Genomic DNA, 12952 nt, shown 5'->3' with positions numbered 1-12952 from the left:
GTGCCTCCCGGGTGGCGGTGATCGTGCGGCGTTGCACAACAGCCTTGCGGTTGTTGATGTTAGGCAGCCGGAGTGGTCCGGGCCACTGGTTCGACCAACGAGTCGTTCATGAGTTGGGATGCGGCGGGGTCCGGGCGCGGGCGGGTGCGGGGTTCGCCGTCGGTCTCGTTCACCGGGAAGTGCGGGCCGGTGCGGGGCGCGCCGTCGGTCTCGCTCACCAGGAAGTGCGGGCGGCGCTTCGTCTCGTAGTAGATGCGGCCGACGTATTCGCCGACGACGCCGAGCATCACCATCTGCACCCCGGAGAGCGCGGTGACGGCGACAAGCAGGGTGACGTAGCCGGGGGTGTCCACGCCGGTGACCAGTGCGTCGCCGACGATCCACGCGCTGTACAGGCCGGCGACGGTGAGCAGCGCGATTCCGAGGTAGAGGGCGGCACGCAGCGGCTTGTCGTTAAAGGAAAGGATGCCGTCGAGGCCGTAGTTGAGGAGTTTTTTGAAGGTGTATTTCGAGCGGCCCTGTGCGCGGACCTCGTTTTCGTAGGAGAAGGTCGCGGTGGAGAAACCTATCCAGGCGAAGAGGCCCTTGGAGAAGCGGTTGTATTCGGTGAGCCGGAGAACGGCGTCCACCGCGCGACGGGAAAGCAGCCGGAAATCGCCCACCCCGTCGACGAGCTCGACGTCGACGAGACGGTTGACCAGCCGGTAGTAGGCGCGGGCGGTGAGGGTGCGGGTGAGGCGGTCGCCGGTGCGGTTGCGGCGGGCGACGACCTGGTCGTGGCCCTGGGCGTGCAGGGAGAGCATGCGGCCGATGAGTTCGGGCGGGTGCTGGAGGTCGGCGTCCATGAGCACCACCGCGTCGCCGGTGGCGTGCCGCAGGCCCGCCAGCATGGCCGCCTCCTTTCCGAAGTTCCGGCTGAAGGAGACGTAGCGGACGCGGGCGTCGGTGGCGGCCAGCTCGCGGATGTGGGTGAGGGTTTCGTCCCGGCTGCCGTCGTCGACGTACACGAATTCGAATGCGGCGGTGGACGCGAGGGGGTCGATTTCCCGTGTGACGCGGTCGTGGAACCGTCGGACGGTGTCCGCCTCGTGGAAACAGGGCACGACGAGGGAGATGCGCATGTGCCATGGCAACGCGGTGAGATGACGTTCTTTCCCGGGGAAAGTGACGGGCGGCGGGCGATCCGGTTAACGGAATCGCGGGACGGTGGTGGAGTGCCACCCGCGTGTTTAGGTTCGGTCCCATGCTCCTTCGGCTTCCCGGAAAACGCCCCGTCGCGGCCTCTGCCCTGCTCGCCGCCCTCGTGGCGGGATTCACCCACTGTCTGGGATCGGCACTGGCCGGAAGCCAGCCGTTCGGCTCGATGAACCGGAACGTGAACGACCTGGGAACGCAGTTCGTCCCCTTCCACACCTACCTCTGGGACCTGCTGCACGGCCGTGCCGACGGCGGCTGGCTGATCAACTGGCAGACCGGGTACGGAACCAGTTTCCTGCCGGACCTGGGCACCTACCTGTCGAGCCCGTTCGCGCTGCTGGTCGCGTTCTTCCCGCGGGAGCGGATCGATCTCGCGGTGTACGTGGTGTCGGTGGCGCGGATCGTGGTCGCGGCGGCGGTGATGGCGTGGCTGCTGATGACGATGCGCCCGAAGGGGCGCTGGTGGCTCGCCGGGACGCTGGGTTCCGCGTACGCGCTGTGCGGGTGGGCGGTCATCGAGGCGTCGTACAACCCGATGTGGCTGGACGGACTGATCGCGTTCCCGTTGCTGTGCGTGGTGGGCGAGTGGGTGCGTGCGGGGCGCGGGCTGCGCGTGTGGTTCGTCGGCGGGGTGCTGCTGGTGGCGCTCGTGTGGACGGCGAACTTCTACACGGCGTACATGGCGACCCTCGGGGCCGGGCTGGTGCTGGGGGCGCGGTTGCTGATGGAGGGGGGTCCGCGGCCGCTGCGTACGGCGGTACGGGCGTGCGCGGTGGTGGCGCTCGGGATCGGGCTGTCGGCGCCGGTGCTGCTCACGGTGTTCGCGGGGACCCGGCACGCGTATCCCGGGATGGGCCTGACGTTCCGGCCGGCCGGGTGGGGCGAAGTGCTGGCGCGACTGATCCCGGGGACGTACGCCTTCAGTTCGCCCGCCATGTACGTGAGTTCGGCGGTCCTGGTCCTGGCCCTCGCGCTGCCCTTCCACCGCGGGGTGGCGGTGCGGGTGCGGGCCGGGTGGTGCGTGCTGGTGGTGGCGGTGCTGGTGTCGATGCAGTGGGGGCCGACGCACCTGGCGTGGCACGCGTTCGCAGAACCCAACGGGAGCCCGTACCGGCAGACGTTCGTGCTGTCCGGGGTGCTGGTGATGGCGGCGTGGGCGGCGGTGAGCGGCGGGGCGCCGGGCCGGCGGACGGTGGCGGGCGCTGCGGGGTGCGTGGTGCTGCTGGGGCTGGCCGGGCTGGGAAGTGCGTCCCTCGGAAGGTGGGCGTGGCTGGGCTGGGGGGCCGGGCTGGTGGCCGTGGCGGGTGCGCTGGTGCTGCTGGGGACGCGGGGGCCGGTGCGTCCCGCGGCCCGGCGCTGGTGCGTGGCCGGGGCGGCTGTCCTGCTGGTCGGGTGCACGGTCGGGCAGTCCGCCCTGACCACGGCGTGGGCGGCGAAGCGCCGGGTGGCCACGCAGGACGACCACGCACCGTACGGGGAACGGCAGGCGGTGCAACGCGCGGTGATCGCGGACGTCGGCGGCTGGCCGCGGTGGCGGACCGACCCGGGGCGGACGCAGACCGTGCACAACGACGCGATGGTGGTCGGCGGTCAAGGCGCCTCGTACTACAGCAGCATGACCTCCGACGTCCTGACCCGGACCCTGACCGCGCTCGGCGACGGCTGGAACGGCAGCGGACGCGCACCGCACAGCCTGGACAACCCGGTGACCGACGCGGTGTTCGGGGTGGGCGCCCGGCTGCGGTCGACATATCGGCAGGGGCGGGACACGGAGTTCGAGGTGGTGCGCGGGCAGGCGGGACCGCTGGTGGGGATACGGGCGGCCGACGGCCCGGTCGCGTACGGACACTCCGCCTTCGCCAACCAGGAGCTGCTGCTGGGGGCTCAGGTGTACGAGCGACTGAGGGGGACCTCGGGAGCGTGCACCCCGGGAGCGCCGGTGTACGTGTGGGCGCCCGGTCTGAAGGGCACGGCGCGGCTGGCCGGCGGCCCCGCGGTCCGCTTCGAGGCGAAGAAGGGGCGGGTGCGCGCGCCGATGCAGGGTGTGGGGACGGCCCCGGCGGACGGCGCGGTGCGCGTCGAACTGCGGGGCACGGGGGCGCGGGGCGCGGAGGTCGCGTGTCTGCGGGAGGACCGGTTGACCGCGGCGGTACGGGAGCTGAGGGCGGCCGAGGCGGACACCGTGGAGGTGGGGGACGGGACGGTACGGGCGCGGTGGGCGCGCGGCCGGGCGGCCGATGGGACCGCGGTGCTGGCGGTTCCGCGGATCGCGGGGTGGCGGTGCGCGGTGGACGGCGGGGAGCTGCGGCCGGCGGGCGCGTACCTGGGGCTGGTGGCGGTGCCGGTGGGAGCGGGGGTGCGGGAGGTCCGCTGCGCGTTCCGCCCGCCGGGCCTGCGGGCGGGGGCCGTGGTGGGCGCCGGGGCGTCGGCGGCCGTGGCGACGGTCGCGGTGATGGGCGCTCTGCGGCGCAGGCGGGAGGGCGCGGATCCGGACGGGGCGGCGCCCTCGACGGGGGACGGCCCGCCGGCACCCTCCGGGCCCCTCGCGTCCTCAGTGCGCTCAGCGGCTCCCGTGCCCGCGGCGCGCACCGGGCGGCCTTACACGGACACCGGGCGGGCCGAAGTGGTCCGGCCCGCCCGGTGAAGGGGTGAGTGACAGCTGCCAGCCCGCCCCGGTGAAGGGGTGAGTGACGGCTGCCAGCCCACCCCCGTGAAGGGCGAGTGACGGCTGTCGACCCACCCGGTGAAGAGGTGAGCGGCGGCTGTCAGCCCGCCCGGTGCGTGCGTAGCTGCTGTCGGTACACCCGGTGAAGAGGTGCGTGGCGGCTGTCGGTACACCCGGTGGGTGCGTGAGTGAGTGCTGTCGGTACAGCCGGTGAAGAGGTGCGTGGCGGCTGTCGGTACACCCGTGGGTGCGTGAGTGAGTGCTGTCGGTACACCCGGTGAACAGGTGCGTGGTGGTTGTTAGCCCACCCGTGCGACGGCACGTACGCCGCCCTCCGTTCCCGGTGTCGCGTCGGTGGTCACCGTGCCGGTGGGCGTCGTGCCGCGCCCGCCGCGGCGCCCCCGGGTGCGGGACCACACCGCGACGCCCGCCAGCACCGCCAGTCCCGCTCCGCTGCCCAGCAGTCCGGGCGCCAGGCCCGCCTGGGTGTACGTGCAGGCGAAGCGGGACGCCCGCTCCCCCAGCGGGACGGCGATCAGGCCCTGGAAGGCCCCCGCGGGGCGCGGCGTCCCGCCGTCCACCGCGCACTGCCAACCCTTCACGGCGGGCACCGCCACCACCGCGGTGCCTCCGGTGCGCTCCCGCAGCGTGGCGCGGATCTCATGTCCGGACATGGTGAGCTGCGTGGGGGCCGAGACCCGCAGGGCGGAGATCGCACTGTCCAGCTTGCCGCTGTCCAGGCAGCCCACCGGGCGCACCGGAATCCGCTGCCCGTTCCTGGTCGGGACGAAGGACACCGTGAGGCGGCCGTTGCCCGGCACCTGTGCCAGTTCGCGCACCGGAGCCGCCGTCATCGTGCTGCCCCGGCCGAACCACACCCGGTCGGGACCGCCCGAGACGCCCACCCGCCCCGCGAACCACGGTGCGTGCGCGTACGCCGTGCTGCCGGGAGTGCACCGCACCTCGAAGACGCTGCGGTGGCCCTTTCGGACCGGCCAGCCCTCGGGATCCGGCCGTTCCCCGTTCGCCGCCCGCAGTCCGGGCACCTGGTACACGGGTGCGCCGATCGCACTGTTCAGCCGGTCGAAGGCGGTGTCCGCGCCCGCCGCCGTGCCTGGAGGGTCCAGACGCACGCCCCGCGGTCGCACCGTCACCACCGGCGCGGCTTCCGCCTGGCGGATCTCGGCGTTGCGGGTGCCCACGGGATTGGCGGCCACGTAGGTCGTGGAGCCCATCAGCGCCAGGCCGACCGGCTCTTCGAAGCTCTTGGTGTGACGGCCCTCTATGTACCAGCCCGCGCCCAGCTCCTGGAGGGTGCGCGCCGTCTCCACGGGCAGGTGACTGCTGTAGTACGAGCCGCCCTGTCCGCCGAGCAGCATCGGGTCGTTGTTGGCGTACTCGTGCGGCCCCGGATCGCTGCGCTGCCAGGGGAGGCCGTCCCCTGCGCGCAGTGCGTCGCGCGTACTGAGCGTCTCGGCGTCGTAGGTCTGCTTGGGCTTGTACCAGGGGATGCGGTCCTTGATGGCGGTCACCGAGAAGACGGTGTACGCGCAGGACAGCAGCACCGCACAGCCGAGCCCGGCGGCGACCAGCGCGCGTGCCGTGCGCGCACCGGGAAGTCCTGGCCGCCCGTACCGGTGCAGCAGCCACAGCCCCGCCCACATCACCGGGATGCCGCCGAGGGACAGCACCAGGGTGGAAGTGCCCACCGTCTTCTGTCCGGCGGTGAACAGCACCGCAGCGGCCAGCACGGCGGCCCCGCGCAGGAGTTCGCGCGGCCCGGGCACGCGGGAGAGCGCCAGCCACGCCACCATCGTGAGGATGCCGCTGAGGACGAAGGTCGCCCGGTACGGGCTGCCGTTGGGCAGCGCGAACGCGTGCCACAGCAGCACGCCCGGCTCGAACACGAAGGACACCGCGACCACCAGGACGAGCCCCCACCACAGCACGCGCTCACGCACCGGCGCCGACCTCTGGAAGAGGTACGTGGCGACCAGGACCAGCCCCAGGAGCCCGAAGCAGATGCCCGGAGCCGCCAGGGAGGTGCGGCCGCCGGGGAAGAGCTGGGCGAGGTAGAGCGCCGGGTCCGGCGGGCCCTTGTACGGGCGGGCCGTGACGGGCTGCGCCGCCTTGCTGGAGAGGTACGAGACGGTGAGCGCGGGCGCGACCAGCAGCAGTGACGTCGCGGCCATGCCGGCCGCCCGCAGCAGTACGCGCGTGCGCGCGCGCCAGGACAGGTCGTCCCGCAGCAGCAGCCGTACGACCAGTACCAGTGCGGCGCCGGTAGTGGCCATGGCCGCGGTGTAGAAGTTCGCCGCCCAGCACAGTGCGACGAGCAGGGTGCCGAGGACCCAGCGGCGTCCGTCCAGGCACCAGTCGGCGGCGATGCCGACGAGCGGCAGCGCGATGGGGCCCCACATCCACATGGGGTCGGGGGCGCCGTCGCTGATCACCCAGGCGCACAGGGCGTACCCGACGGCCAGCAGTCCGCGCTGCCAGGCGGGGCCGGGGCGCAGCCTGGCCAGGAAGACCGTCATGGCGGTGGCGGCGAGGCCGAGGCAGAGCAGGGTGACCAGGAAGACGGGCAGCTCGACCATGTCGCGCGGGAAGAGCGCGACGAGGAACGAGAGGGGGTTGGTGAGGTAGGTGAAGAAGTCGGGGAGGAACGGGACGCCGTATCCGCTGTTCCAGTTGAAGAGCAGGTCGCCCTGCGCGTCGCCGTGCAGCAGGTCCCGCAGGTGGGCGTGGTACGGCACGAACTGGTTGCCGAGGTCGTTGATCGCCCTCGACTTCGGCCCGAAGGGATACACGCCGTTCAGCGCCTGGCCCAGGCTGTACGCGGCCATGGCGACGATTCCGGCGAGGGCGGCGACCGGCCGTTCCGCGGAGAGCAGGCGTCCGGCGCGCTGCTGCCACGCGCGCGCACGCGGGGGCGTGGCCGGGGTGCCCGGAGCGGTGCGGGTGGCACCGGAGAGCGGGGTGCCGGGGGTCGTCCCGCGGCCGTTCCCGTCCACGGGGCCGTTCTCGTTTCCGAGGACGTTCTCGCTCCCGGTCGCGTTCTCGCTCCCGATTGCGTCCTCGCGGGTCAGGATCCGTCGCGACAGCAGGAACGTCACGGGGATCGCCGCCGCGGCCGCCACCAGCGGAGCGATCCGCTCGTCCATGTCGCACCACTCGACGAGCACGAAAACGCCCACCGAGGTGACGACGAAGTTCGTCAGGTTGGTGAGCGGGAACAGCAGGAACTTCCGCCAGGTGGGGCGGGTGCGGTAGGTGAAGTAGGTGTTCAGGAAGAACGAACCCACCATGCTGAGCAGGAACGCCACCACGTAGGCGGGGTAGTACGGCAGCCACTGGTGCAGGGCCAGGTAGAAACCGTAGAACGTGCCCGTGTTGACCGCGCCCACCAGCGCGAACCGGAGCACCTGATGGATCTGCGAACTCACTGACCGACAGTCCTGTTCCACGTCGCCGACAGCGGCATCCCGGTGCTCGTCACCGCGCCCGCTTCCGTCGCTCCGGCCCGCGTGCGTATCGGCGGGGCGGAGTCGCTGCCCGGCGCGTTCGTTTCCTTCACCAGGAAGTGCGGGCGGCGCTTCGTCTCGTAATAGATCCGGCCGATGTATTCGCCCACCAGCCCCAGCATCACCATCTGTGCGCCTCCCATTCCGACGATCGCCGCCAGGAGGGTCGCGTATCCGGGCGTGCGCACGCCGAAAGCGAGGGTGCTGACGACGGTCCACGCCACGTAGAGAGTGGCCAGTCCGGCCAGCAGGAGACCGAGGTGAATGGCGACCCGCAGCGGCCGGTTGTTGAACGAGATGAGACCGTCGACGCCGTAGTTGACGAGGGCGCCGAAACGCCATTTCGTCTCGCCGGCCTCCCGCGCCACATTGGTGTAGGCGAAGGTGATGGTGTCGAAGCCGATCCAGGAGAACAGCCCCTTGGAGAAGCGGTTCTGCTCGGGCATCGACAGAAGTGCGTTGACGGCCCGTCGTGACAGCAGCCGGAAGTCGCCGACGCCGTCGACGAGCTCGACGTCCACCCAGCGGTTGACCATGCGGTAGTAGGTCTTGCCCAGGGCCTTGCGCAGGCGCGACTCGCCGCTCCGGTCGCGCCTGGCGATGACCTGGTCGTGGCCGACGGCGTGCAGCTCCAGCATGCGGCCGATCAGCTCCGGCGGGTGCTGGAGGTCCGCGTCCATGATCACCACGGCATCGCCCGTGGCCTCGCGCAGGCCGGCCAGCATGGCGGCCTCCTTGCCGAAGTTCCGGCTGAAGGAGGTGTAGCGCAGCCCGGCGGGGTGCTTCTTCGCGAGGGCGCGCAGCAGGTCGAGCGTGCGGTCGGAACTGCCGTCGTCGACGTAGCAGATTTCATAGTCGACGGGCAGGGAATCGAGCAGTGCTCGGGTTTTCGCGTCGAAGGACTCGATCACCATTTCTTCGTTGTAACAGGGCACCACCACCGACAGGCGCATGGGTGTCACTTCCGGTCTGTACGGGAGAGGCTGTTGGTCGCCTATCGAGACAGTGATTCCCGGAAGTCGGTTGCTTCACTGTGAGGTACATCACATATGACGAAGAAAGGCGGACGTAGCCACCACTCCTTCGAGAACAAGCTTCGAACGGCCGTCGCCCAGGTGTGTTTCCAGCGCCTGTCGGACACCGGGCCAGGCTGCGTCGCCGTAGTCGTCGAGCACGACGATTCCGCCGTCCGCGACGATCTCCTCGGCCCACCGGAGATCGGCCAGCACGCCCTCCCTGGAATGGTCGCCGTCCACCACGATCACCCCGTAACGCCGGTCGGACACGGACGCACGAATCTCCGGGTCCTGGGAGAAGCCCTTGTGGATACGGGCGGTCGCGGTCGGGGACTCGGCCGAGCCGAGCACTGTTCCGGCCAGGGCGAGGTTGGCGCGCACGACGTCCTCGCGCACCGGCGTGCCGGTGGGGTCGGCGTGGTCGTGGGTCGCGTCGGGCTGGAGCTGCGAGCCGGCGAAGGGGTCGACGATGGTCAGCCGGGGCTCGATCCCCTCGCGGTGCATCATGCGGGTCAGGGCGGTCGCGAACAGTCCGTACAGGGTTCCGATTTCGAGCACTTCGCGGTTCGGCGGGGCCATGAGCGGAATGGTGGCGAGCTTTCCGCAGACGTTGGACGTGCCGCCCGCGAGACGTCCGACGCCCAGCGCTTCGAGCGCGACGACGGTCCGGAAGGCGGAGGTCACCGCCCGCCGCGCGTGCGCGCTGCCGCTGACCTCCGCCACCTGCGCGACCAGTGCGGTGATCTGTCCCGCGGACGGCATGCGGTGAGCACCCCGGCCGGTGCGGTCGAGCAGCATCCCGACGGCATGGCTCTGCTTCTTCAGCACGTCGAGTTCGGCACGGAGTGCGGCGACCTCGCTGTGGGTCGCGCGGGCCTGCGTGCGCACGCGCTGGTCGACCCGCTGGTCGACGAGGGCCGCGAGCGGGCGCAGGGCACGACGGGCGAGGGGAAGGGTCAGCAAGGGGCGGGTCAGCAGGGGCATGGGCGGGACGGTATGCGGCCCGCCGTATGCAGGCGTGGCCCCCGGGCGACGCGGGAGCGAACCGGGGATGACGGGCAGCCCGGAACTTTGTCAGGACAACCGGACGCCAGGACATTCTGACATCAGGACATCAGGACATCGAGACAGCGGGACAGCGGGACATGCGAACGGCCGGACGCCCGGACGACGAGGCGTCCAGGCTGCGAGGTTGCGAGGCGACGAGGTGGCGAGGTGGCGACAGCACGGGGCGACGGACCAGGGCGGGGCACGTTCCCCCGCGCCCGGCCCTCAGCCCCGGCCGCCACCCAGCTGCCGCTGCCGCTCCAGCGCCCTGCGCACCTCGCCCACCAGCGGGTGGTACGCGCCGTACGTGCGCTCCGCGTCGTACAGCAGCCCCTGCAACTGCCGGACCGCCTCCCCGTGGCCGCCCGTCGCCAGCAGCAGCTGGGCGACGCGCAGGCGCAGTTCGAAGGAGCGCGCCGGGTCGTTGCCCGAGACGTAGCTGTTCTCGTAGTACGGCAACAGCGCCCGGTACTCGGCGAGTGCCGCCGCCGGTTCACCGAGCTGTTCCAGGCACTGGGCGGCGTCGTACCGGAACTGGAGGGCCTGCGGGTCCGCCGGGCCGCTCTCGGCGGCGCGTTCGTCGGCGAGGCGGCGCAGTTCGGGCAGGGCGCGCCGGTACTGGCCGTCGTCGAGGAGGGTCGCCGCGTACTGCTTGCGCAGGATGCGCACCACCGGGGAGCGCTCGCCGTGTTCCGCCGCAGCGGCCGGGAGGATGTTGCCGAGGATGTCGACGGCCTGGGTGATGCGGCCCTCGCCGAGGAGCTGTTTGACCTCGTCGACGGCTCCGGCGACGTCGGGCCGCGACGGTGGCGGCGGCGGTGTCCGCGTCGGTGGCACGGGCGGTACGTGGACGGGCGGGGGCACGGCCGCCGCCCGGTCGGGCCACGGGGCGTGCGGGCGCAGGAAGGGCCGGGTCGGGTCGAGCGCGCCCGCGGGCGTCACGGCGTACGGGGCGGTGTGCGGGCCGCGGACCGGCAGCAGGGGGGCGAGTCGCTCGTACACCTCCTGGGCGGAGCCGGGCCGGTACTGCGGGTCCTTGGCGAGCAGGTGCAGAACGAGCGCTTCGAGTGCGCCGGGGATCTCCGGCCTGTTCCGGCGCACCGGCAGCGGCGGCTCGTAGAGGTGGCGGTGCAGGATGCCCAGCGCGGTGCTCCCGGCGAACGGGACGTCCCCGGTGAGGAGCTCGTGCAGCAGGACGCCCAGCGCGTAGAGGTCGGTGTACGGGCCGACCGCGCCGCCCATCGCCTGTTCCGGCGCCATGTACGCGGGCGTGCCGATGGGTGTGCCGGTATGGGTGAGGCGGGTGGTGTCGGTGTCGAGTACGGAGGCGATGCCGAGGTCGAGCACGGTGACGGTGCCGTCCGGTTTCACCATGACGTTGCGGGGCTTGAGGTCGCGGTGCACGATCGGCACGGCGTGCACCGCGGAGAGCACCGCGCACAGCTGGGCGGCGACGGAGACGGCCCACTGCCACGGGTAGGGGACCTGCTCGGCGTGATGGTCGGCGAGGTCGGCGCCCTCGACGTACTGCATGACGAGGTACAGGTCCTCGGTGTCGCTGCCCGCGTCGTGCACGGTGACCAGTCCCGGGTGGTCGACCTGGGCGGTGACGCGGCACTCGCGCACGAAGCGGCGGCGCATGTCCTCGGCCTCGGAGGCGGCGGCCATCCGGTCGGGGCGCAGCAGCTTGACGGCGACCCGGCGGTCCAGGCGCTGGTCGTAGGCCGTCCAGACCTGGCCCATGCCGCCCTGGCCGATGAGGGTGGAGAGCTCGTAGCGGCTCGCGACGACACGGCCGTTCACCACGCCCGGCCGCCCTCACCGTTCCGGCGGTCTTCGCCATTGCGGCCGCTCTCGCCGTTGCGGCCGCCTGCGCCGTCGCGGTTCCGGCCGTTCCGGTCTCCGGGCTCCTTGCGCAGCAGTTCGCTCAGCTCGTCCAGCTCGGCACGCACCTGGTCGATGCGGGGCGCGGACGGCATCGGTTGCCGAGGGGGCCGTTCGGGCTGCGGTGCCGATTGCGGGCGGGGTTGCGGTGCGGGCTGCTGCGGCCGGGCGGGCGGGTAGCCGTACGCGGGTCCCGGCGCGCCGTCCGGGACGGTCGGGCGGTCGTACGGGCCGGGCTGCTCGGGGTGCGCCGGCGGGAACGGCTGGTGCTGCGGTACGGCGGAGACGGGCCCCCACCCGTGGGGACGCGGCCTCCGGTAGTGGGTGATGTCCGCGATCAGGAAGTACGTCGCCACCCCGACGGAGAGGACGCCGAGCGCCAGTACGCCCACCGTGTCGACGGTGTTGAAGTCCGCCGACGCCCCGGAATCGTCCGAGGGCGGCGACCCGTACAGCCCGATGACGGCGAGCAGGGTGTAGCCGAGGACCAGCACGGTCGAGAAGACCACCCAGTCCGCGGCACGCTTGCGCAGGATCGCGATCCGCAGCGGCGCGGCCCAGGTCAGCAGCCCGCAGCTGCACAGGGCGAACACGGTGAACAGCACCCGCAGCGTGACCAGCACGGCGGGGCTGGGCTGACTGCGCGGCGGCGCGTGGCCGGAGCCGGGCATGGCTGCTCCTGGGGCGAGGGCACGAAGAACGCGGCGTGCTGGAGGGGGACGTACGACGAGCGTATACAGCGACTCCCACGACGGCCTCAGGGTTGTACGGACCCGGCCAACTCCTCGCCCCTCGTGCCTCGGCTCACCTGCCGGTCTTCGCCTCCGTGGGGTTCCCCCCGGTGGGCAGCCGCTGCTCGGGGCAGCCGCCCAGCACCTCCTTCATGGCGGTCTTCTCGGCGGCCGTCACCCACACCCCGTACTTCTTCTTCACGGCCACCTGCGAGGCCACGTACGCGCACCGGTAGGACTTGTTCGCGGGCAGCCAGGTGGCGGTGTCCGCGTCGCCCTTCTGCCGGTTGGCCGAGGCTTCCGCGGCCAGCAGGTTCAGCGGGTCGTTGGCGAAGGCGAGGCGTTTGCCGGGCTTCCACTGCTGGGCGCCCTTCTGCCAGGCGTCGGACAGCGCCACCAGGTGGTCGATGTCGACCTTGCTGCGTCCACGCGCGTACTCGACGCGTCCGCCGGTGTACGGGTCGGGTTCCAGCACCCCGGAGGCCACCTTGCACTGCCCCTTGGTGAACTTCACCCTCTTGAGGTCCCGCTTGAGTATGTCGTCGCGGGTCCCGCAGCCGTTGTCGTCGGTGTCGGCCCAGGCGCGGCCGAACGCGCTGCGCTCGTAACCCGTCTTGGGGGCCCGGCCCTTGACGGTCAGTTCGTCCACGGCGGCCAGGGCGGAGCCGCCCTTGCCGACCGGACCGCCCTGCCCGCCGGTCGTGCCGCCGCCGCCCGTACCGCATGCCGCGGCTCCGAGCACCAGCACGGCCCCGAGTCCCGCCGCACACAGGGACCTCCGTTTGCGTCCTGCTGTACGAGGTGTCAAGGGGAGCCGTCCCGCCATGTGTTGAGTACTGAATGAAGAACCGGAATTCCCACCGTAGGAACGGCTTCCCCGAACGGGCG

General features: G+C 72.0%; 8 protein-coding genes. 1 reads left to right on the top strand and 7 read right to left on the bottom strand.

The genetic code is table 11. The features are described 5' to 3' along the window. Window positions 1–59: 59 nt before the first annotated feature. Window positions 60–1121, bottom strand: a complete 1062-nt coding sequence (locus ACQPZG_RS21130; RefSeq protein WP_433547304.1) for a glycosyltransferase family 2 protein — start codon at window positions 1119–1121, stop codon at window positions 60–62. A gap of 122 nt (window positions 1122–1243) precedes the next feature. Between ACQPZG_RS21130 and ACQPZG_RS21125 the strand changes: the two genes are divergently transcribed. Further along, window positions 1244–3841, top strand: a complete 2598-nt coding sequence (locus tag ACQPZG_RS21125) for a YfhO family protein (RefSeq protein WP_433547303.1) — start codon at window positions 1244–1246, stop codon at window positions 3839–3841. 320 nt (window positions 3842–4161) lie between these two features. Here ACQPZG_RS21125 and ACQPZG_RS21120 read toward each other — a convergent pair whose 3' ends face one another. The 6 genes from ACQPZG_RS21120 to ACQPZG_RS21095 form a co-directional block, all read right to left on the bottom strand. Next, entirely contained in the window at window positions 4162–7308 is a 3147-nt protein-coding gene (locus ACQPZG_RS21120; protein ID WP_433547302.1) for a YfhO family protein, read from the bottom strand. Beyond that, entirely contained in the window at window positions 7305–8339 is a 1035-nt protein-coding gene (locus tag ACQPZG_RS21115) for a glycosyltransferase family 2 protein (RefSeq protein WP_433549487.1), read from the bottom strand. Before ACQPZG_RS21115 ends, ACQPZG_RS21120 begins: the two co-directional genes overlap by 4 nt. A 90-nt stretch (window positions 8340–8429) precedes the next feature. Then, on the bottom strand, window positions 8430–9386 hold the full coding sequence (locus tag ACQPZG_RS21110) for a class I SAM-dependent methyltransferase (RefSeq protein ID WP_433547301.1): 957 nt from the start codon (window positions 9384–9386) through the stop codon (window positions 8430–8432). A gap of 288 nt (window positions 9387–9674) precedes the next feature. Then, entirely contained in the window at window positions 9675–11252 is a 1578-nt protein-coding gene (locus ACQPZG_RS21105; protein WP_433549486.1) for a protein kinase domain-containing protein, read from the bottom strand. Then, window positions 11249–12004, bottom strand: a complete 756-nt coding sequence (locus tag ACQPZG_RS21100) for a hypothetical protein (RefSeq protein WP_433547300.1) — start codon at window positions 12002–12004, stop codon at window positions 11249–11251. Before ACQPZG_RS21100 ends, ACQPZG_RS21105 begins: the two co-directional genes overlap by 4 nt. A 133-nt stretch (window positions 12005–12137) precedes the next feature. Beyond that, window positions 12138–12812, bottom strand: coding sequence for an HNH endonuclease family protein (locus ACQPZG_RS21095; RefSeq protein ID WP_433547299.1), 675 nt, complete (start codon window positions 12810–12812; stop codon window positions 12138–12140). Window positions 12813–12952 lie beyond the last annotated feature (140 nt).

It is taken from the genome of Streptomyces sp. CA-294286, assembly GCF_050947155.1.
GTDB lineage: Bacteria > Actinomycetota > Actinomycetes > Streptomycetales > Streptomycetaceae > Streptomyces.
This window is presented reverse-complemented; position numbering and strand designations above follow the sequence as displayed.